Annotated in this window: 19 protein-coding genes and 2 pseudogenes; 11 read left to right on the forward strand and 10 right to left on the reverse strand. The window is 68.5% G+C overall.

Annotation, left to right across the window (positions count from 1 at the left end; translation table 11 throughout):
* Nucleotides 1–105: 105 nt before the first annotated feature.
* The 8 genes from ACNKFW_RS14975 (at nt 106) to ACNKFW_RS15010 (ending at nt 7,633) form a co-directional block, all read left to right on the forward strand.
* Nucleotides 106–2,325, forward strand: coding sequence for a TonB-dependent receptor family protein (locus ACNKFW_RS14975; protein WP_147429007.1), 2,220 nt, complete (start codon nt 106–108; stop codon nt 2,323–2,325).
* Nucleotides 2,326–2,471: 146 nt separating this feature from the next.
* The gene (locus ACNKFW_RS14980) at nt 2,472–2,879 is read left to right on the forward strand and encodes an RrF2 family transcriptional regulator (protein WP_028710437.1); all 408 of its coding nucleotides are present in this window, start codon (nt 2,472–2,474) and stop codon (nt 2,877–2,879) included.
* A 3-nt stretch (nt 2,880–2,882) separates the two neighbouring features.
* Complete coding sequence (locus ACNKFW_RS14985) at nt 2,883–3,503, forward strand: hypothetical protein (protein ID WP_114669325.1); 621 nt, start codon at nt 2,883–2,885, stop codon at nt 3,501–3,503.
* Nucleotides 3,500–3,805 (forward strand): DUF1971 domain-containing protein, encoded by a 306-nt coding sequence (locus ACNKFW_RS14990; RefSeq protein ID WP_024845169.1) that lies wholly within the window; start codon nt 3,500–3,502, stop codon nt 3,803–3,805. The genes ACNKFW_RS14985 and ACNKFW_RS14990 overlap by 4 nt, the downstream gene beginning before the upstream one ends.
* A gap of 105 nt (nt 3,806–3,910) precedes the next feature.
* Nucleotides 3,911–4,906, forward strand: coding sequence for an ABC transporter substrate-binding protein (locus tag ACNKFW_RS14995; RefSeq protein WP_147429006.1), 996 nt, complete (start codon nt 3,911–3,913; stop codon nt 4,904–4,906).
* On the forward strand, nt 4,903–5,721 hold the full coding sequence (locus ACNKFW_RS15000; protein ID WP_147429005.1) for an ABC transporter permease: 819 nt from the start codon (nt 4,903–4,905) through the stop codon (nt 5,719–5,721). The genes ACNKFW_RS14995 and ACNKFW_RS15000 overlap by 4 nt, the downstream gene beginning before the upstream one ends.
* Nucleotides 5,718–6,467 (forward strand): ABC transporter ATP-binding protein, encoded by a 750-nt coding sequence (locus ACNKFW_RS15005; protein ID WP_418024864.1) that lies wholly within the window; start codon nt 5,718–5,720, stop codon nt 6,465–6,467. The genes ACNKFW_RS15000 and ACNKFW_RS15005 overlap by 4 nt, the downstream gene beginning before the upstream one ends.
* On the forward strand, nt 6,464–7,633 hold the full coding sequence (locus ACNKFW_RS15010) for an NnrS family protein (RefSeq protein WP_024845173.1): 1,170 nt from the start codon (nt 6,464–6,466) through the stop codon (nt 7,631–7,633). Before ACNKFW_RS15005 ends, ACNKFW_RS15010 begins: the two co-directional genes overlap by 4 nt.
* Nucleotides 7,634–7,652: 19 nt before the next feature.
* Here ACNKFW_RS15010 and ACNKFW_RS15015 read toward each other — a convergent pair whose 3' ends face one another.
* Nucleotides 7,653–8,201 carry an FMN-dependent NADH-azoreductase gene (locus ACNKFW_RS15015; protein ID WP_024845174.1) on the reverse strand — a complete coding sequence of 183 codons (549 nt, stop codon included), beginning with the start codon at nt 8,199–8,201 and terminating at the stop codon, nt 7,653–7,655.
* Between the two features lie 135 nt (nt 8,202–8,336).
* On the opposite strand from ACNKFW_RS15015, the gene ACNKFW_RS15020 reads away from it, so the two are divergent.
* A complete protein-coding gene (locus ACNKFW_RS15020) occupies nt 8,337–8,729 on the forward strand; it encodes a winged helix-turn-helix transcriptional regulator (RefSeq protein ID WP_028710435.1) in 393 nt (130 codons plus the stop codon).
* Here ACNKFW_RS15020 and ACNKFW_RS15025 read toward each other — a convergent pair.
* From ACNKFW_RS15025 to ACNKFW_RS15035, 3 genes and pseudogenes are all read right to left on the reverse strand, one after another.
* Nucleotides 8,713–9,145: pseudogene (locus tag ACNKFW_RS15025) on the reverse strand (IS5 family transposase); the annotation flags it as partial. The gene ACNKFW_RS15020 and the pseudogene ACNKFW_RS15025 overlap by 17 nt on opposite strands.
* Nucleotides 9,146–9,153: 8 nt before the next feature.
* Nucleotides 9,154–9,851 (reverse strand): annotated as a pseudogene (locus ACNKFW_RS15030) (transposase); the annotation flags it as partial.
* Nucleotides 9,852–10,009: 158 nt separating this feature from the next.
* The gene (locus tag ACNKFW_RS15035) at nt 10,010–10,321 is read right to left on the reverse strand and encodes an H-NS family nucleoid-associated regulatory protein (protein WP_024845887.1); all 312 of its coding nucleotides are present in this window, start codon (nt 10,319–10,321) and stop codon (nt 10,010–10,012) included.
* Nucleotides 10,322–10,877: 556 nt separating this feature from the next.
* On the opposite strand from ACNKFW_RS15035, the gene ACNKFW_RS15040 reads away from it, so the two are divergent.
* Entirely contained in the window at nt 10,878–11,939 is a 1,062-nt protein-coding gene (locus ACNKFW_RS15040; RefSeq protein WP_147429001.1) for a YeeE/YedE family protein, read from the forward strand.
* Between the two features lie 121 nt (nt 11,940–12,060).
* Nucleotides 12,061–12,645, forward strand: coding sequence for a rhodanese-like domain-containing protein (locus ACNKFW_RS15045; RefSeq protein ID WP_147429000.1), 585 nt, complete (start codon nt 12,061–12,063; stop codon nt 12,643–12,645).
* Nucleotides 12,646–12,696: 51 nt separating this feature from the next.
* On the opposite strand, the gene ACNKFW_RS15050 is transcribed toward ACNKFW_RS15045, so the two are convergent.
* From ACNKFW_RS15050 to soxC, 6 genes are read right to left on the reverse strand one after another with little or no spacing between them, the layout of a single operon-like run.
* Nucleotides 12,697–13,650 (reverse strand): MBL fold metallo-hydrolase, encoded by a 954-nt coding sequence (locus tag ACNKFW_RS15050; protein WP_024845884.1) that lies wholly within the window; start codon nt 13,648–13,650, stop codon nt 12,697–12,699.
* Nucleotides 13,650–14,561, reverse strand: coding sequence for an MBL fold metallo-hydrolase (locus ACNKFW_RS15055; RefSeq protein WP_147428999.1), 912 nt, complete (start codon nt 14,559–14,561; stop codon nt 13,650–13,652). Before ACNKFW_RS15055 ends, ACNKFW_RS15050 begins: the two co-directional genes overlap by 1 nt.
* Before the next feature lie 17 nt (nt 14,562–14,578).
* On the reverse strand, nt 14,579–15,841 hold the full coding sequence (locus ACNKFW_RS15060; RefSeq protein ID WP_147428998.1) for an NAD(P)/FAD-dependent oxidoreductase: 1,263 nt from the start codon (nt 15,839–15,841) through the stop codon (nt 14,579–14,581).
* A 53-nt stretch (nt 15,842–15,894) separates the two neighbouring features.
* Nucleotides 15,895–16,605, reverse strand: a complete 711-nt coding sequence (locus ACNKFW_RS15065) for a c-type cytochrome (RefSeq protein WP_024845881.1) — start codon at nt 16,603–16,605, stop codon at nt 15,895–15,897.
* Between the two features lie 3 nt (nt 16,606–16,608).
* Nucleotides 16,609–17,763, reverse strand: coding sequence for a c-type cytochrome (locus tag ACNKFW_RS15070; RefSeq protein ID WP_024845880.1), 1,155 nt, complete (start codon nt 17,761–17,763; stop codon nt 16,609–16,611).
* Nucleotides 17,747–19,039, reverse strand: a complete 1,293-nt coding sequence (gene soxC, locus ACNKFW_RS15075) for a sulfite dehydrogenase (RefSeq protein ID WP_024845879.1) — start codon at nt 19,037–19,039, stop codon at nt 17,747–17,749. The genes ACNKFW_RS15070 and soxC overlap by 17 nt, the downstream gene beginning before the upstream one ends.
* Between the last annotated feature and the right edge of the window lie 9 nt (nt 19,040–19,048).

The following is a 19,048-nucleotide window of genomic DNA, read 5'->3' on the forward strand; positions in this document are numbered from 1 at the left end:
CGCTATGCCGCATCGCAAGCCCTGTGCCAGCCGTTTCATTGCCACCCTCGCGCCGCACATCGCCGCCGGCGCTGTCCCTTGCGGGAAGATGAAGGACGTGCCGACATGGACGCTGACGACAAAACGAAACCCCTTGCGCGAATGATCCCGGTCTTGTCCGGGCTGGCGGCCGGGCTGTCCTTGCAGGCGGGGGCGGCGCTGGCGCAATCGGCCGCGCCCGGCGCGGTGATCGTGCTGGACGAGATCGAGATCCGCGCCGACACCACCGCCCGCCGGTTCGAGGCGACGCCCGGTGCGGTGACGCTGATCGACCGCAGCGAGCCCGTGGGCGAGGCCGCGCCGACGCTGGCCGACACGCTGTCCGAGGTGCCCGGCGTCGTGGTGCAGGAGTTCTTCGGCGGCAACGACCAGCCGCGCATCCAGATCCGCGGCGCGGGCCTGCAGCAGAACCCGGCCGAGCGCGGCTTGCTGATCCTTCAGGACGGCATGCCGGTGAACCGCGCCGACGGCTCCTATGTCGTGGGCCTTGCCGCGCCGGGCCAGGCCGAGAGCATCGAGGTGTTTCGCGGCGCCGCGGCCAATCGCATCGGCGCCAACGTGCTGGGCGGCGCGATCAACTTCGCCTCGCCCTCGGGCGTAACGGCGCCGGGGCTGCGGCTCAGCTTCGGCGGCGGCAGTTTCGGGCGGGGCGAGGTCGCGGGCAGCTATGGCATCGACGGCGAGCGGGCCGATGTGCTGCTGCGCTTCGAACATGCGCAGAAGGACGGCTATCGCGACCATAACGGCTCGCGCCGCAGCGGCATCGGCGGCAATGTCACCCTGCAGACCGGCGAGGCGGTGACGCGGTTGTTCTTCAGCCATACCGACCTGGAATTCGACGTGGCCGGGCCTCTGACCTGGGATGCGGTCCGGAACGATCCCGAAAGCAACCATGCCGGCCCGGTGATCGTCGGCGGCGCGCCGGTGGGGCCGGGGCCGAACGTGCCGCGCGACCGGCCGCGGCGCGACACCCGGCAGACCCTGGCCGGCGCCCGCACGACGCTGGAGCGCGGCGCGGACATCTATGATTTCGGCCTGAGCCTGTCGCGGACCGACGACAGTTTCGCCTTTCCGATCTCATCCGGGTTCCGCGATACCGAGGGCAGCGACGCCACGCTGACCGCGCGCTACAGCCGGATGGGCGAAGGGGAGTTGCCGCTGTTCGAGACCGGGCTGACCTGGTCCTTCGGCAAGGCCGACCGCGATTATTTCCACAACCTGGGCGGCGCGCGCGGCCCGGCCTTCGGCCGCAACCGGCTGACGGCCGATACCCTGTCGATCTTTGCCGGGGGGAACCTGCCCTTGGGCGGGTTCACCCTGTCGCCCTCGATCGCCTTCAACCATGCCAGCCGCGAAAGCGAGGATCGCTGGGGGGCGGCGACCCGGCCGACGGTGGGCTACAGCCCGATGAATCCCGGCATGCGCCTGCCCGATGGCGCGGTGCCGGCGGTCTCGACCAGCTACGACCGCAGCTATAGCGGCTTCACCCCGGCGCTGGCCCTGTCCTGGACCCCGGCCGAGGGGCAGTTTGCCTGGATTTCGCTGGCGCGCGGCTTCGAGCCGCCGACCCATGACGACCTGCTGGGGACGGTTGGCGGCACGCCGAACAGCGGGCCGGGCCGGCCGAACCCTGCCGATCCCGCGGCGCCTGCGGCCATGTTCGCGACGCCGGACCTGGAGGCGCAGACCTCGACCACGCTGGAGCTGGGCTGGCGCGGGACATGGCAGCGCCTGTCCTGGGACGCGACCCTCTATCACGCGCGGCTGAAGAACGAACTGCTGTCGCTGCGCGACGTGACCGGCGCCACGCTGGCCTCGGTCAATGCCGGGCGGACCCGGCACAGCGGGGCCGAGCTTGGCCTGTCGGGCGAGCTGACGGAAACGCTGGCGGCGCGGCTGGCCTGGACCTGGCAGGATTTCCGCTTCGACGACGATCCCCTGCGCGGCGACAACCGCATCGCCGGCGCGCCGCGCAACGTCATCTCGCTGGTGCTGGACTGGCGCCCGGTCGAACGGCTGGTGCTGACCGGCAAGCTGCATTGGGTGCCGGGCCGGACGCCGGTGGACAACATGAACACGGTCTTCAACGATTCCTATGCGCTGCTGGACCTGGGGGCCGAATATGCGCTGACGCCGAACGCCGCGGTCCATGTCCAAGTCACCAACCTGACCGACGAACGCTATGCCGCCTCGACGCTGGTCGTGGATCAGGCCATGGCCGGACAGGCGGCCTTCATCCCCGGCGAGGGACGCGCCTTCTACCTGGGCACGCGGCTGCGGTTCTGACCATGCCCGCCGCCGCCTTCCTTTCCGCGCCGCCGTCCCGCCTGTCCCTGTGCCCCCAGACCGCGCCGCGCCGCGCCCTGGCGGGCGCCATTGACCGCCTGGCGCGGGCCGTGCTTTTGTGCGGGCGGATCGAGGAAGCCCCCCGCATGCGACTGACCAGCTTTTCGGATTACGCCCTGCGCCTGCTGATCTATGCGGCGCGGCATCCCGACCGGCTGATCACCATCGAGGAGGCGGCCTTGGCCTATGACATCTCGCGCAGCCACCTGACCAAGGTGGCGAACGTGCTGACGCGGGCGGGGTTCCTGAACTCGGTCCGCGGCCGCTCGGGCGGGCTGGAGCTGGGCCGCAACCCGGCCGCGCTGTCCCTGGGCGAGGTGCTGCGCGTGACCGAGCCGGACATGGCCGCCGCCGAATGTTTTGGCCCCGAGGAGATCCGCGCCCCGAACCGGCCCGGCGCGCTGGACGCGGCGATCCGCGATGCGCTGGCCGCCTTCCTGCAGGTGATGGACCACCGCACGCTGGCCGACCTGCTGGCCGAGGAACAGGAGTGAGCCATGGTTTTTCCCGCCTTCTTCGACGATGCGCCGGCGATCCGGCTCCGCGATCCCCTGGCGGGTTTCCTGGGCTCGGCCGAGGACGGGGTGATGACCTATCGCTATGTCGATGCGGTGCGGCTTTGCGGCCATTCCTGCCCGGTGGTCGCCGGGGCCTGGCTGATGGTGCTGGCCGGGCTGGAATGGCTTTACGGCGACGACCTGCCCGAGCGCGGCGGCATCGAGGTGCATATGCGCGAGGGCGTCGGGCAGGGCACGACCGGCGTTGTCGCCTCGGTCGCGACGCTGGTCACGGGTGCCGCGGCCGAGGGCGGCTTTCACGGCATCGGCGCGGGGCAGCTGTTCGCGCGCCGCGGGCTCTTGCGCTTCGAGGCGCCGATCGACGGGGTCATGGCGCTGCGCCGGCGCGACAATGGCGATGGGGTGGTGGTGGACATCGACACCGGCCATGTGCCGCATGATCCCGCCATGGCCGGGCTGATGCCGCGCGCGGTCGCGGGGCGGGCCGATCCGGCCGAACTGGCCCGCTTCGCGGCGCTGTTCCAGGACCGGGTGCGGCGGATGCTGGCGGCGGCCGACGACCCCAAGCTGATCCATCTCTACGACTGGCCCGCGTCATGAGCCGCCCGGCCTGGCCCGGTGACGCCGCGCCCTATCGGCGCACGCCGGAATTCACCGAAACCACCGTGCCCAAGGGCCTGTTGCGTGCCCATGCGACCCGGCCCGGCACCTGGGCGCGGCTGCATGTGCTGGAGGGCCGGCTGGTCTTTCGCGACCTGGTCGGCGGCACCGAGATGCTGCTGGGGCCGGGCATCCATCCGCTGATCCATCCCGAGCGGCTGCACGAGGTCGCGGCCGCGGGCCCGGTGCGGTTTTTCGTCGAGTTCTGCGCCCGGCCGGGGGATTGCCCGGCGCCGACCTGATCTAAGTCAAGGCAGCCCGATCCCGGCCGCCTATGCTATCGCCAATCCCGCGCCAGCCCTCCGCCAGCGATCCCCGTTCATCTTGCGCCTGCCAGGAGGGCAGACATGTCCCCAATCCCTCGCCATCCCTCGCGCCGCGCCCTGCTTGCCGGGGCGGGCGCGCTTGCCGCCGCGCTGGCGGCGCCCGCCGTCCTGCGCGCAGCACCCCTGGCGCGCCTGGCGCTGTTCGGCCCGCCCGCCGGGCCCAGCATCACCCTGGCCCATGCCGTCGCCAGCGGCGCGCTGAAGGATCTGTCGGCCGAGGTATCGCTGACCGTATGGCGCAGCCCGGACGAGTTGCGCGCCGGCCTGACCTCGGGGACCATCGACCTGTCGGTGGTGCCGGTGCAGGTCGCGGCGAACCTTTACAACCGCGGCATGGGGCTGCGGCTGGTCAACACCATGACCGACGGGCTGCTGTTCATCGTGGCGCAATCCGGCGCGGTCGCGGATCTGGCCGGGCTGGAGGGCAGGCGCCTGGCCGTGCCCTTTGTCAACGACACGCCCGATTTCGTGTTGCGCGCGCTGCTGGCGCGGCAGGGCATCGCCGATAAGGTGGACCTGCTGCCCGTCGGCAGCCCCATCGAGGCGGCGCAGATGCTGCTGGCCGGCCAGATCGAGGCGGCGCTGCTCAGCGAGCCGGCCTCCAGCGTCGCGATCATGCGCGGCCGGGCGGCGGGCAAGGCTTTCGCGCGGGTGATCGACCTGCAAGAGGAATGGGGCAGGCAGGGCGATGTCGGCCCGCTGCTGCCGCAGGCCGGGCTGGCCGCGACCGATGCTTTCATGGCCGGCGGCGCCGAGTTGCTGGCGCCGTTGCAGGCCGCGCTGGCGCGGGCCAATGCCGAGGTGCTGGCCGATCCGGTGCAGGCCGCGACCGAAGCCGCCGGTGCCCTGGACATGCCCGCCCCGATCCTGGCGCTGTCGGTGCCGCATTCCCGGCTGGCCGTGCGCCCGGCCGGCGAGGCGCGCCCGGCCATCGAGGCGATCCTGTCGCTGATGGCGGAAACCGATGCCGCGATCATCGGCGGCAAGCTGCCCGACGACGGGTTCTATCTGCTGTGAGCCTGCTTTCGGCCTGTCTGGACCGGCTGGCGCGGCTGGGCCGGTTCCTGTGGTCGGCCTGGGCCGGGCTGGCGGGCCTGGCGCTGATCGGCGCGCTGTGGCAGGCCGGGCACGAGGCCTATGGCGATTTCATCCTGACCGCGCCGCTGGACACGCTGGCCGCCGCGGCGCGGCTGTTGCGCGAGGGCAGGGCGCAGGAACTGCTGGCCCTGACCACCGCCCGCGCGCTGGCCGGTTTCGGGCTTTGCGCGCTGATCGGCACGCTTTTCGGGGTGGTGGCGGGCTATTCCCCGGCTACGCTGCGGCTGTCGCGGCCGATCCTGACCCTGCTTCTGGGCGTGCCGCCGATCGCCTGGATCGTGCTGGCGATGATCTGGTTCGGTCCCTCCGACCTGACCGTGGCGGTGACGATCCTGATCTCGGCGACGCCGGTGGTCTTCGTCGGCGCGGTCGAGGGCGTGGTGACGCGCGACCGCGGCCTGGACGACATGGCGCGGGTCTTTGGCGCCGGCCCGCTGCGGCGCTTCCTGTTCGTCTCGGCCCGGCAGATTTCGGCGCAGCTGTTCCCGGCGCTGATCCTGGCGCTCGGCTCGGCCTTCAAGGTCGCGATCATGGCCGAGTTGCTGGCCAATGCCGGCGGCATCGGCGGCGCGCTGGCGCGGGCGCGGGCCATGCTGGACATCGCCGAGGCGCTGGCCTGGGTCAGCCTGGCCGTCGCCGCGCTGATCGCGGTCGAATATGTGCTGATCCGCCCGGTCCGGGCCGAGCTGGAACGCTGGCGCGAGGCGGCCGCGCCCTGGGGCGTCAAGCGATGAGCCTGCTGGAACTGAACCGCATCGGCCATGCCTTTTTCGGCCGCACCGTGCTGGAGGGCATCACGCTGGGCGTTGCCCGGCAAGAGATCGTGGCGCTGGTCGGGCCGTCGGGCTCGGGCAAGTCCACGCTTGCGCATATCGCCGCCGGGCTGGTCGAGCCGCGCGAGGGGCGCATCGCGCGCAACTACCTGCGCCACGCGATGATCTTCCAGGAGCCGCGGCTGATGCCCTGGGCGACGGCGGCCGGCAATATCGGCTTTCCGTTGCGCCTGTCGCGCGCGCCGCGCCGGATGCGGTGGCAGATGATCGCCGATGCTGCCCTGCGCGCCGGCCTGCTGCCCGAGGATCTGGGGAAATACCCGTCCGAGCTTTCGGGCGGCATGCGCCAGCGCGCCGCCATCGCCCGCGCCCTGGTGACGGACCCGGATTTCATCTATTTCGACGAGCCCTTCACCGCGCTGGACGTGGCGCTGAAGCGGCGGATGCAGGATCTGGTGATCGAGGCCGCCGCCTCGGCGCGCTTTGCCGCGCTGTTCATCACCCACGACCTGCTCGAGGCGATCCGCATCAGCCACCGCATCCTGGTGCTGGACGCGGGCGGGCGCGGCATCGCGGGCGAGCGCCTGCCGCCCGGCAGTCCCGGAACCCGCGACGAGGCGGCGATCTTTGCCCTGCGCCAGCATTACCTGACCGCCGACCCGCTGTTTGCGCATATCCACGACATAGACGAACGGCTGCGCCCATGAAGCCCTCTTTGCATCGCGTGCTGGCCGACGAAGGCTTCCGGCTGTTCTTTCCGCTTGCGGCGCTGCATGCGGCGCTGTGGCCGCTGCTCTGGGTGGCGCTCTGGTCCTTCGACCTGCCCTTTGCGCGGCAGATCCCGCCCGGGATCTGGCATGCGAACGAGATGATCTTTGGCGCCTGGGGCGCTGCGCTGCTGGGCTTTCTGACCACCGCCGCGCCGGAATGGACCGACACGCCGCGCCTGCGCGGGCGGCCGCTTTGGGTGCTGGCGGGGCTTTGGGGCCTGGCGCGGATCGCCGGGCTCCTGGGGGCGGATGCGTTGATCCTGCCGGCGACGGCGGCGGAGCTGGCCTGGCTGGTGCTGCTGCTGGCCTATTTCCTGAAAGTCTCGCTGGAGCAGCGCAGCACCCGGCTGCTCAGCTTTGCCGGCTGGCTTTTCGCTCTGACGCTGGCCGGGCTGATGGCGCGCATGGCCATGCTGGCGGGGCAGGCGGAACCGGCGGCGGAATGGCTGCGCATCGCGGGGCTGGTGTTTCTGGGGCTGCTTTCCCTGGCGCTGGCGCGCATCACCGTGCCGGTGACGAATATCGTGCTGGATCCCAGCGAAAGCACCTCGCCCTTCCGGCCGCATCCGGGGCGGCTGAACCTGTCGGCCGGGCTGGTGGCGCTGGCGCTGATCGGGCAGGTCGCGGGCCTGTCGCCGGCGGTTGCGGGCTTTCTTTGGATCGCTGCCGGCGCCGCCTTCATGGACCGGATGGCCGAGGGCTTTGTCGGTCCCGAGGCGTTTCGCGCCGAGATCATGGTGTTGATGGCGGCGGCGGGATTTTCCGGGGCGGGTCTGCTGGGGCTGGGCGCCGCAGCCCTGGGCGCACCCTGGGCCGAGGCCGGGCCGTTGCACCTGGCGCTGATGGGGGGCTTGGGCCTGGGCGTGCTGGCGGTGCTGGCGATCGCCGGGCGGTTCCATACCGGGCAGGGGCTGGGCCTGAACTGGCAGACCCGCGCGGCCTTCGTGCTGGCCGGCGCGGCGGTATTGCTGCGCGCCCTGCCCGAGATGGGACTGATGCCCTGGCCGCCCGGCCCGCTGCATCTGCTCGCGGCGCTGTTCTGGGCGGCGGCCTTCCTGCTGTGGCTGGCCGATTACTGGCCGGCGATACGCCGCCTGCCCTAAGGGGCGGGCGGCGCAGCCTTCAGGCGGCAAGCATCCGAGTCTGGCCAAGCGCCTGGTCAATGGCAGCCTGGCGCTGATCGGGGCCGATGCTGACGCCATCAGCCATCACGAATTCGGCCTCGATGCCGATGAAGGCAAAGACCGAGCGCAGGTAGCTTTCCAGATGCTCCAGCGCCACCCGCGCGTCGTCGCTGTAAAAGCCGCCACGCGCCAGGGCGACGATCACCCGCTTGCCGCCGGCCAGCCCCTCCGGCCCCTCGGCGGTATAGCGGAAGGTCTTGCCGGCCACGACGATGCGGTCGATCCAGGCCTTGAGCTGGCTCGGCAGGGTGAAGTTGTACATCGGCGCCCCGATCACCACCGTCTCGGCGGCCAGGAACTCGTCCAGGACCGATGTGTCGGCCAGCGCATCCAGCGTCAGATGCGGCAGCGGCGCGACGGCAAGGTCGCGGCGGATGACGGGGGTGCCGGGCCGGGCCTCGGCGAGCCGGTCGATGATCGCCTGGCTGACGATGCGGCTGACGCTGTTGTCGCCGGTGATGCTGCTGTCGATATGCAGGATGGTCACTCTTGCCTCCTAGGTATGGAATTTATACTGAGGCTGCTTAGATAACCATCGGCAAGACCCCCGCAAGAAGGCACAATCCTGTGCCGCAGTTACATGGCTGTGACCCGGTCACGGCCAGGAACCCGGAGAAACCAGATGCATGACCCCAACAGTTTCGGCTGCCGCGCCTTTGCCGCCGTCCTGCAGCGGATCGGCGACAAATGGAGCCTGCTGATCGTTTCGGTCCTGGCCGAGGGGCCCAGGCGGTTCAGCGAATTGCGCCGCGAGATCCCCAGCATTTCCCAGCGCATGCTGACGCTGACCCTGCGCGGGCTGGAGCGCGACGGGCTGGTGTCGCGCACGGTGACGCCCAGCATTCCGCCGCGCGTGGATTACGAATTGACCGAGCTTGGCCGCTCGCTGCGCAAGCCGGTCTGCGCGCTGGCGGAATGGGCGATGGCGAATATCGGCGCGATCCATGATGCCCAGGCCCGTTTCGACCGGGCGAGCGAAAGGGCGCTACGGCCAGGTCTCACAACCAATAGATGACGGTCGCGGCGAGGGCGCAGGCCGAGAGAAACAGGATGGGGCGGCGATCGTAGCGGGTTGCGATCCGACGCCAGTCCTTGAGACGTGCGAAGATGTTTTCGATCCGGCGGCGCAGGCGATAGAGGCTGGCGTCGTGCGGGATCGGGGCTTTCCGGCCGATGCGGGAGGGGATGCATGGCGCAATGCCTCTTTCGATCAGGGCATTGCGAAACCAGCCGGCATCGTAGCCGCGGTCTGCGAGCAGCGCCCCGGCCTGCAGGATCTGCGAGAGCGGCGCCCTTGCGCCGATGTAGCCGGAGGCCTGGCCAGCCGACAGAAGCATCCGGATCGGGCGACCCCTGGCATCGGCCAGGACGCGCAGCTTCGAAGCTCAGCCCGCCCCTGGTGCACCCGATCAGCCGTCCGTGCCCCCCTTTGAACTGCAGGGCCCGACCGCCCGGGAACTGCGAAAGCGTGCCGGGATGTCAATCGTGCTGAGAAAGGCAAGTGATGTCACCGGCCCAACACCGGGGATCGACATCAGGCGCAGGCAGACGGTGTCGTCCCTGACAATATCCATCACCTTGCGGTGCAGCTGGGAGAAGGCCTCCCGGACCTTCCGTCTTGCGGCCGGCAAGACGCTGAACACCTCTTCCAGGTCCGGCAGGGCCTCGATGAGATCCTTCACTCGCGCTTCAAACCGTCCCGCATCAACAGTGCCCACCTTGAGGCCAAAGTTGCGCAACAGGACGCGGTGCTTCTGGCTGGCTACGGTCTTCACATGCACCGGGCGATACAGATTGACACGCATCATCTGGGCGATCCCGCGCGCGTCATTGCGGTCGATCTTGTCCACCTGCGCCTTGATGAAAGCCTTGGCGTGGCGCGTCTCGATGCAGATCGCCGGAAGGCCGGCCTTGGCCAGGCCCTCGGACAGCCACTGGGATAACGGACCAGCCTCCGGCCCGACCCTCTCAAGCCGGGCACCCACGCCATTCAAGGCGCGAAAGATGTCCTCCGGGTGGCTTATGACCTTGAGTTCCCGACGGATCCGGCCACCTCGTCGAGGATGCAGATCGCGGTCTCTTTTACCGATACATCCAGTCCGGCATTGTAGCTTCGTGCTGCGCTTCCTTCCCTGATGCTGGTGGCTGCTTCTCACAGACCACGCTCTACCATCGGCCCGAAGCGCAGCACCTCATGACGAGCGGGAAGGGAGGTGGGGCGCCAGCCGAATACCCCATCTGACCCGAGTCGGGCAAAAGTTTTGGCTCGATCCGCCAGACAGGTGGGAGTGCCGTTCAGATGGCGAAATCGTCCAGCGTCTTGCCGGCGGCCAATCCTTCGGCGATCCAGCGCGGTTTGCGGCCGCGCCCGCTCCAGGTCAGATCGGGATTCTCGGGGTGGACATATTTCGGCGCGGCCGCGGGACGCTGCGCTGCCGTCTCGATCAATTGCGACAGGGAAAAGCCGAATTGTTTCGCGGCCTCCTCGGCCTTGGCGCGGGCTTCGGCCTTGCGGCGAGCTTCGAAACTGGCAATCGCCTTTTCGACATCCTTGCGCAGCTGTTTCAGCTCGGCCAGCGACAGGGCATTCGGATCAAATTCGGTCATTTGCAGTTCCTTTCGATATGGCGATTGGCGCCTTGCGGCATTCGCGCCGGAAACGGCGGCCGGCGAAGGCACCGCGCGGATCGTCCGAAAATAGCTGCCAGCCGGTCGGTATATCAAGGTCCAGCCTCGCGCTTTTTCGACCGGCCCCTTGGCGCCATCGGGTATTTCACGCCCTTCGCAAATCGCGGCTGCGGCTTATGCGTTCACGCGATCTTAATCCCGGAAATTGTCCAATTTTGCTTTGGCCGGGCTGCTGGCGGCGCATTGTCATTCCGCACCTTTGCCTGGTTTCTTTTGTGCCGGCATGCGGGCATATCCGCGATCATGCGGCCGGTCATGCGATCCCGATCGGCCTGATCCGGAAAGCGCGGCGCTTGACCTTTCCGGCCGCACGCCTGGAAAATCGCCTTGCATTCATGCCTCGCGCGGGTCATCGGCGACAAGCCAGGCGGGAGGCCCCGCGCCGCGTTGATGGTTCGGCTTTCGCCGGCATATGATCCATGTCAAGGTGCGGCCGCGGCGGCCGGGGCCATATGTCGAAAATAGGGAGGCAGCCATGGATCTCGACCTTCTGCTTGAGCATGTTCCCGAGCCGCAACTGGCGGCGATCTTCGGCCTTCTGGTCGGGGCCGTCTTCGGCTTTTCCGCGGAACGGTCGTCCTTTTGCCTGCGCGCGGCGACGGTGGAATTCGCCCGCGGCAGCCTGGGGCCCAAGGTCGCGGTCTGGCTGCTGACCTTTTCGACCGCGGTGATCTGGGTCCAGGGGGCGGGGCTTCTGGGCCTGTTCCGCACCGAGCAGGCGCGGATGATGGCCGTCACCGGCAGCTGGTCGGGCGCGATGATCGGCGGGCTGATGTTCGGCGCGGGCATGGTGCTGGCGCGGGGCTGTTCGGGGCGGCTGCTGGTGCTGGCGGCGACGGGGAACCTGCGCTCGCTGGTGTCGGGGCTGATCTTCGCGGTGGTGGCGCAGATGGCGCTGCATGGCTGGCTGGCCCCCCTGCGGCAGGAACTGGCGGGGCTGTGGACCACGCCGGGCGGGCGCAATGTCAGCCTGCTCATGGCGCTGCCGCTGCGCGAATCCGGGGCCATCCTGGTCGGCATCGGCTGTGCCGTGCTGGCGCTCTGGCTGGCGCGGGCGAACCGGATCGGCCTGCCGGTGCTGATCTTTGCCTCGGGCGTGGGCTTTGCGGTGGCGCTTGGCTGGGTGCTGACCTTTTCCCTGTCGCAGCAGGCCTTCGAGCCGGTCAGCGTGACCTCGGCCACCTTTTCCGGGCCTTCCGCCAGCACGCTGATGTTCTTCCTGACCGAAAGCCCGGTGCTGGATTTCGACATCGGCCTGGTGCCGGGCGTCTTTGCCGGCGCCTTTCTGTCGGCGGCGCTGAAGCGGCGGCTGAAGTTCCAGGGCTTCGAGGGCGAGGGGCAGATGCGGCGCTCGATGCTGGGGGCGGCGCTGATGGGGTTCGGCGCCATGCTGGCCGGGGGCTGCGCCATCGGCGCCGGGGTCTCGGGCGGCTCGATCTTCGTGGCGACGGCCTGGCTGGCGCTGCTCTGCATGTGGATCGGCGCCGTCATCACCGACTGGCTGGTGGATCAATCCGCGCATCGGGCGACGGCGTGACCGGGCGGGGGCCGGAAAAAGGCGGGGCCCGGAAAATGCCGGCCGGGCGCATGAAATCACTTCGTAATATCGCTTAAGCCGTATATTCGTATCTTGCTATATAAGCAGGAGAGGATTTCACATGCGTGCCATTCTTTTTGGCCTGGCCTTGTCGGCGCTGTCGCCCCTGGCGCCGGCCTGGGCCGATGATGCGGCGGCCTTGCCCGAAAACAAGCAGACGGAGCAGAAGCTGTATCTGACCGCGGCCGAAGCCTATGAAAAGGTTGTGCAGTCCCCGCAGGAGGTGCTGTTTCTTGACGTGCGCTCGCCCGGCGAGGTGGCCTTTGTCGGCATGGCGACCGTTGCGGATGCCAACGTGCCCCACATGATCCAGCCCGCCTCGCCCGCCTGGGACGACAAGCGCGCGACCTTCAAGATGGAAAGCAATCCCGGCTTCATCGACGAGGTCCGGGCCCGGTTGCAGGCCAAGGGCCTGGGCCAGGATGCGGCCATCGTCCTGATCTGCCGGTCGGGCGACCGCAGCGCCAAGGCGGCCAACGAGCTGGCCAAGGCGGGTTTCGGCAATGTCTGGTCGGTGACGGACGGGTTCGAGGGCGATCTTGCCAAGGACGGGCCGCTGGCCGGGACCCGCAGCGTCAACGGCTGGAAGAACGCGGGCCTGCCCTGGAGCTACAAGCTGGACAAGGCCAAGATGCACGGGATGTAACCCGGCGCCCCCGTGCGGCCGGGCAGGGCAGGTGCCCGGCCGGCCGCAGTCTTATTCGAACTCCATCTCGGCAAAGACCACGCCGGCATTCTTGGTCGCCAGTTCCTCGAACGTATCGAGCCGCGACCAGCGCGACTGGTCGACGTAATAGGCGCCGCCCAGATCGCCGCCCTCCTCGATATGCGCGCCGATCTTTTCGCGCAGATCGACCAGGTAGTCGCGGGTATAGCGCGCGACCTGCGCCAGGTTCGTCGGATGGCCGTGGCCGGGAATGACATAGGCCGGCGCCAGCGGCGCGAATTTCGTCTCCCATGTCTCGATCCAGCACGAGGTGCAGGTGCCCTCGAAGATCGGCGGCATGCGCTCGTGAAAGGCGATGTCGCCGGCGATCATCATCGACCATTGCGGGATCCAGACCTGGGTGTCGCCGGGCGAATGCGCGGGCCCCAGGTGCAGCACCTCGATGGCGACGCCGCCCATGGTGATGTCCTTGCGGTCGGTGAAGGTCTCGGTCGGATGGGCGATGACCGTGCCCTCGGCCCTTTCGCGGGCATAGTTCTGCAGGCCGGCCAGATCCTGCGGCGCGCCGTCGGCGAATTCGGCGGCGGCCTCTGCATGCGCCAGGATCGGCACGCCCTGCGCCGCCCAATAGCCGTTGCCCAGCATGGCGTGGCCCTGGCCGTTTTCGTTGATGACCAGCTTGACCGGCTGGTCGGTGACGGCGCGGATTTCCGCGTGCAGCGCCTCGGCCAGTTTCCACGAGGCGCCGGAATTGACCACGATCACCCCTTCATCCGTGACGATGAAGCTGAGGTTGTTGTTGTGCCCGGCATTGTCATAGGTCGGCGGCGCGGTGGCGCCGATGGCCGAAAAGACATGCGGGATCACCTCGACCGGCTTCGAATACAGCACGGATTGCGGGTATTGATCGGGGATGTCCTCGGAGGCGAAGGCAGGCGCGGCGAAGGCGGGCGCGGCGACTAGGCAAAGGATCAGGCGGCGCATCAGATCTCTCCCGTGAAGCGATAGCCGGTCTCGGTCTTTTCGACCCGGCCGATGCCGCCTTGCGGCAGGTGGTAGCCGATGAAGGGTATGGAATCCGCCGCCAGCCGCTCCAGCAGCGCGACGCGGCTGGCGGCGGCCAGCGGCGGATCCTGGTCCGAGGGCGAGGGCCAGTCCGGGCGCTCGAAGGCGATGTGGTGGTTGCCGATCGCATCGCCAACGACCATCAGCGCGCCCTCGGGCGTCGCGATCTCATAGGCCAGGTGGCCGGGGGTATGGCCGGGGGTCAGCCGCGCGGTGATGCCGGGCAGGGCCTCTTCGCCGTCGGCGAGCTTACGGATGCTGTCGGCCACCACCTCCAGCCGGCGCGAGGCGCCGATGGCAAAGCTGGCGCGTTCCTCGCCGATGCTCTCGACGGTGGCGGGATCCATCCAATAGTCGAACTCGGCCTGGCCGATCATGTATTCGGCCTGGGCAAAGACCGGCTCGTCGAACTCGTCCAGCAGGCCCCAGAGGTGATCGGGGTGGCCATGGGTGATCAGCACATGGGTCACGTCCTCGGGCGTCAGCCCCAGCGCCTCCAGTGCCTCGATCACCTTGCCGGCGGTCGGCATGAAGTCCGGGCCCGATCCCAGGTCGAACAGCACCGTGTTGGTGCCGTCGCGCAGCAGCGTCAGGTTGCAGGGCGGCGTCAGCCCGCCCGCCGCCAGCCCGTGCCGGGCCATGAGGGCCGAGACCTCGGCCTCGGGCAGGTCGGCGAAGGCGAAGTCCAGCGGCAATTCCAGATGCCCGTCCGACAGGCTGTCGATCCGCACCGGACCCATGGCGACGGTGGTGGCGGCCCAGGCCCGCCCGTAGGGCAGGGCCAGCGCAGCGGCAGAGGTTGCAAGGAAATGGCGGCGGCTCAGGTGCATGGGGTTCTCCTTCCGGTTCAGCCGAAGATGTCGGCGGTGATGCCCGCATACCAGCCGAGGCTTTCCTCGTAGGTCAGCTTGCGCAGCGCCGCATCCTCGCCGGTGTTGCTGATGAAGTTCTCGACGCTGGCGATCCGGTCGCCGTTCGGCTGGTAGGACGCGCCCAGCTTTATGCCGTCATCGGGGGCCAGCAGCGACCAGCAGGTGTTGGAATACTTGGCCGGGAACACCCGCGACCCGGTCAGCTCGCCCCGGATCGCCATGGCGGCGACCTTGGCCTGGCTGTTGGCCGAGAAGGCGGATTTGGGCATGTCGCCCTGGGCGCTGGAATCGCCCAGGATCCAGACATTCTCGTCCATCCGCGACTTCATGCTGTCGGGATGGACCGGGGCCCAGCCGCTCTCGTCGGTCAGCCCGGCGATGGCGGCGATCCGGCCGGCGCTCTGGGCCGGGATCACGTTGCAGCAATCGACCTTTTGCGCCGTGCCCTCGACCAGCACCTCCATGCTGTCTGGGCGCACCTCGACGGCGCCGCCGCCGAATTCGGGGCCGATCCATTCGACCATGCCATTGTAATGTTTCCCCCAGCCCTCCTCGAACAGCGCCTGCTTGGAGAACTTGTCCTTGGGATCCAGGATGATGATCTTGGCGGTCGGATTGGTCTGCTTGAGCAGATGCGCGACCATGCTGACCCGCTCATAGGGGCCCGGCGGGCAGCGATAGGGGTTGGGGGGCGCGACCATGGCGAAGACGCCGCCCTGGGGCATCGCCTCGATCATGCGCCGGAGCAGCTGGGTCTGCGGCCCGGCCTTGTAGGCATGGGGCATGATCTCGGCCGCCTCCAGCGACCAGCCGGGGACCGAATCCGGCTTGAACTCGATGCCGGGCGACAGCACCAGCCGGTCATAGGGCAGCACCTGCCCGCCCGCCAGAGTGACGGTCCGCGCCGCGCGATCCACGGCGACGGCGGTGTCATTGACGACGGCGACGCCGGCGGCGGACAGCTTGTCATAGCCGTGCTGAAGGCTTTCGAAATCGCGGAACCCGCCGATATAGAGATTCGAGAAGAAGCAGGTCGTATAGACCGGATTGGCCTCGACCAGGGTCACGTCCAGCGCGCCTTGGGAATCCCTGGCCATGTAATGGGCCGCGGTGCCGCCGCCGGCGCCGCCGCCGATGACGACGACCTTCGGCTTGCCCTGTCCCAGGACGACGGGCGCATAAAGCAGCCCGGTGGCGGCGGTGGCGCCCGCGATCAGCGATCGTCTCGTCAGGATCATCTTTTTCTCCTCCCTGATGAACGGCCCGGCGCATGGCGCCGGCCGCTTTTCGGTCATTCGAGCGTGGCGAAGAAGGCCGCCAGCGCCGCGATCTCTTCCTCGCTGAGCCGGCCGGCCATCATCTGCATCACCGGATGCGGCCGCAATTTCTGCTTGTAGGCGTGCATCGCGACCACGAAATCCTCCTGCGGCCAGCCGGCGATCGAGGGGATGCCCTGGTCCGAGCCGTCGCGCTGGTGGCAGGTCGTGCATTCCGCCGACAGATAGGCGCCGAATTCGGGATCCCCGCGCAGGGCCAGAACCTCCTCGGACAGCACCGGCGCGTTGCGCCGCGCGGTGGGCTCGGCCTCTGGAATGTCCTGGGGCCGGTCGGAATGGTCGCGCATATAGGCCATCAGATCGGCCCGCGCCTGGGGATCGGCCAGGCCGCGATAAGACATGCGCGTCCCTGTCACCAGGGCCTTGGGGTTCTCGATATAGGCGTCGAGCGTTTCCAGGGTCCAGGTCAGGCCATCATTGCCCTTGCGCTTCATGGCCCTGGAATAGTTGAAATCGGCAAGAGCGGCGGCACGGCGGCCGAAAACGCCGTTCAGCCTTGGGCCGACGGCATTGCGCGCGTCCTGGCCGATCCGGTGGCAGATCGCGCATTCCTTGCGAAACAGGACCGCTCCATGAACCGTATCGCCGATTTCCTCGGCTGCGGCCGGTGTGGCACCGGCCGCGGCAACCGTGAACAGCGCGGACAGGAGTTTGCGCTGTCTCATGCGTCACTTGGCGAAAGTGGCGAGATAGGCGATGACGGCGGCGCGCTCATCCTCTTTCTTCAGCCCGGCAAAGGACATCTTGGTGCCCTTCATGAAACCCTTGGGGTTTTCCAGGAAGGCGTGCAGCGATGCATCGTCCCAGACCAGCCCCTCCGAGGCCATGGCAAGCAGGGGCTTGGAATATTTGAAGCCCTCGATGTCGCCCGCGGCCCGGCCGACGATGCCGTTCAGCAACGGGCCGGTGCCGTTTTTGGCGTCGTCGCCGACCTTGTGGCAGGCGGCGCATTTCTTGAACACCTTTTCGCCCTCGGCCAGCAGCGTCGGGTCCGCGGCGGTGGCGGCCCCTGCCGGGGCCGGGGCTTCCGGCGCCATGGCGGCGGCCTTGACCACGACCTCGGGCGCGGCGGCGGGGGCGGGTGCCTCGGCCGGCGCGGCCTCGGCCTTCTTTTCGACCGGCTCGGCAGGTTCGGCCGGTGCGGCGGCCGCGCCCAGGTCGGGCATGCTGCCGGCCGGGCGTCCGTCGGGATCTTCGGGCGTCACGTTCAGATCGACCGCGCGCTTGGTGATCTCGACCCCGACCGCGCAATCCGTCATGCAGGGCTCTTTCGAGAACAGCGGATATTCGGTCTGGTCGCGGTCGTCGGGATAGAAGCCCTCGGCATTGGGCAGCACGACCTGGGTGAAGTTCTCGTGCGTCAGGACGAAATCGTCCTCCACCAGCCCGTTGGAATAAAGCAGGAAGGCGGTGATCGCATAGGTGTCGTCCACCGACAGGGTCTGCGCCGAGCCGAAGGGCATCGAGCGGTGGACATAGTCATAGACCGTCGAGAGATAGGGCCAGTAGCTGCCGATGGTCTTGACCGGGCGCGGATCGGTCAGGCTGCCGTCGCCGCCCGCCAGCACCGGCCAGCTGTCCAGCCCCTCGGCGAAATCGCCATGGCACGAGGCGCAGTTGTCGGCGAAAAGCGCGTCCCCCGTCGCGACATCGCCCGAACCGGGGCGCAGCCCCTGGCCGTCGGGCAGGACCGCGGTGTCCCAGGCGCTGATCTCTTCGGGCAGGGCCTCGCGGCCCAATCCCAGCTTGTCGGCCATGGCCGGGCCGGCAAGCACCGAGGCCGCCAGCACCGAGCCCAGGAACAGCTCAAGCGATTTCGACATTCTCGACCTCCCCGTCGGCCTTGACCCACCAGGTCTGGATGCCGTTGTTGTGATAGACGTTGTTGCGGCCGCGGATGGCGCGCAGCGCATCCTTGGTCGGCTGGACATAGCCGGTCTCGTCCACGGCGCGCGATTGCAGCAGCATTTCCGAACCATCCCAGTCGATGTCGAGATGGAAGCGGGTCAGCGCCTTGGGCAGGGCCTGGCCGGTGATCCGCGCCGTGGTCCAGTTCTTGCCGCCGTCCAGCGAGACATCGACGCGGGTGATGCGGCCATTGCCGCTCCAGGCCAGGCCCGAAATCACCAGCGGTCCCTTGCCGTGGCGAATGGGCACCTGCGGGCTGGGCGAGGTGATGACCGATTTCGCATCCATCACCCAGGTCCATTTCCGTGCCCGGCCGTCCGGCATCAGGTCGGTATATTTCGAGGTCTCCTCGCGGCTTTCCACAGCCTTGTCATAGATCCCCAGGCGGCGGACCCATTTCACCCACATATTGCCCTCCCAGCCCGGCACGACCAGGCGGGCGGGATAGCCATGTTCCTTGCGCAGCGCCTCGCCATTGGCGAAGAAGGCCAGCATCACGTCGTCCATCACCTTTTCCATCGGAAAGGAACGACCGTTGGACGAGGCATCCGCGCCCTCGGCGTAAAGCCATTTGCCCTCGGGCTTGACCCCGGCCTCGGCCAGCAGCACCGACAGCGGCACGCCGACATATTCCATGTTGTGGATCATGCCCTGGGTATACTGGCAGCCCTCCAGCTGCGCGCCGCCCCATTCCATGCCGCCGTTTGCCGCGCATTCGCAGAATGCGGTGGTGGTGGTGCGGGGGAAGCGCAGCAGATCCTCGAAGGTGAAGACCAGCGGCTTTTCCACCAGCCCGTTGATCATCAGCCGGTAGTCCTGCTTGCTCAGCTCGATGGCACCGGAATGGTGGCGTTCAAAGGCGCAGCCCTGCGGGGTGATCGTGCCTTCCAGCGCATGGATCGGCGTGAAGTTGATCGAGGAAACCGGGCTTTCGGTCAGCCATTCCACATATTGCCGCTTCACATGCGATTCGAAATGGATCGGCAAGCCGTAGGGATGGGCATCGACGGCCTCGCCGAATTCCGAGGCCCAGGGCTGGATCTCGGTGATCAGCGGGTCGGGGGTTCCGGCGGCGCGGGCCAGCCCGGCACCGGCGACAAGGCCGGCACCGGCCACCGCACCCCCGCGCAGAAAGGCGCGGCGCGAGGTGCCGACGGCGTCCTTGCCGTCCTTGGTGAGCTCGTCTTTCATGGGCGAACG

Origin of the sequence: Paracoccus sp. TD-10 (assembly GCF_048270675.1) — a bacterium.
Classification (GTDB): Bacteria; Pseudomonadota; Alphaproteobacteria; order Rhodobacterales; family Rhodobacteraceae; genus Paracoccus; species Paracoccus pantotrophus.

Excerpts from the sequence above, each read along its gene's own strand:
- ACNKFW_RS15045 (WP_147429000.1), top strand. The coding sequence starts at position 12,061 with ATGCGTGCCATTCTTTTTGGCCTGGCCTTGTCGGCGCTGTCGCCCCTG.
- ACNKFW_RS15070 (WP_024845880.1), bottom strand. The coding sequence starts at position 17,763 with ATGTCGAAATCGCTTGAGCTGTTCCTGGGCTCGGTGCTGGCGGCCTCG.
- ACNKFW_RS15065 (WP_024845881.1), bottom strand. The coding sequence starts at position 16,605 with ATGAGACAGCGCAAACTCCTGTCCGCGCTGTTCACGGTTGCCGCGGCC.
- ACNKFW_RS15035 (WP_024845887.1), bottom strand. The coding sequence starts at position 10,321 with ATGACCGAATTTGATCCGAATGCCCTGTCGCTGGCCGAGCTGAAACAG.
- ACNKFW_RS14975 (WP_147429007.1), top strand. The coding sequence starts at position 106 with ATGGACGCTGACGACAAAACGAAACCCCTTGCGCGAATGATCCCGGTC.
- ACNKFW_RS15005 (WP_418024864.1), top strand. The coding sequence starts at position 5,718 with ATGAGCCTGCTGGAACTGAACCGCATCGGCCATGCCTTTTTCGGCCGC.
- ACNKFW_RS15010 (WP_024845173.1), top strand. The coding sequence starts at position 6,464 with ATGAAGCCCTCTTTGCATCGCGTGCTGGCCGACGAAGGCTTCCGGCTG.
- ACNKFW_RS15060 (WP_147428998.1), bottom strand. The coding sequence starts at position 15,841 with ATGATCCTGACGAGACGATCGCTGATCGCGGGCGCCACCGCCGCCACC.
- ACNKFW_RS15055 (WP_147428999.1), bottom strand. The coding sequence starts at position 14,561 with ATGCACCTGAGCCGCCGCCATTTCCTTGCAACCTCTGCCGCTGCGCTG.
- ACNKFW_RS15040 (WP_147429001.1), top strand. The coding sequence starts at position 10,878 with ATGGATCTCGACCTTCTGCTTGAGCATGTTCCCGAGCCGCAACTGGCG.
- ACNKFW_RS14995 (WP_147429006.1), top strand. The coding sequence starts at position 3,911 with ATGTCCCCAATCCCTCGCCATCCCTCGCGCCGCGCCCTGCTTGCCGGG.
- ACNKFW_RS14985 (WP_114669325.1), top strand. The coding sequence starts at position 2,883 with ATGGTTTTTCCCGCCTTCTTCGACGATGCGCCGGCGATCCGGCTCCGC.
- soxC (WP_024845879.1), bottom strand. The coding sequence starts at position 19,039 with ATGAAAGACGAGCTCACCAAGGACGGCAAGGACGCCGTCGGCACCTCG.
- ACNKFW_RS14980 (WP_028710437.1), top strand. The coding sequence starts at position 2,472 with ATGCGACTGACCAGCTTTTCGGATTACGCCCTGCGCCTGCTGATCTAT.
- ACNKFW_RS14990 (WP_024845169.1), top strand. The coding sequence starts at position 3,500 with ATGAGCCGCCCGGCCTGGCCCGGTGACGCCGCGCCCTATCGGCGCACG.
- ACNKFW_RS15020 (WP_028710435.1), top strand. The coding sequence starts at position 8,337 with ATGCATGACCCCAACAGTTTCGGCTGCCGCGCCTTTGCCGCCGTCCTG.
- ACNKFW_RS15050 (WP_024845884.1), bottom strand. The coding sequence starts at position 13,650 with ATGCGCCGCCTGATCCTTTGCCTAGTCGCCGCGCCCGCCTTCGCCGCG.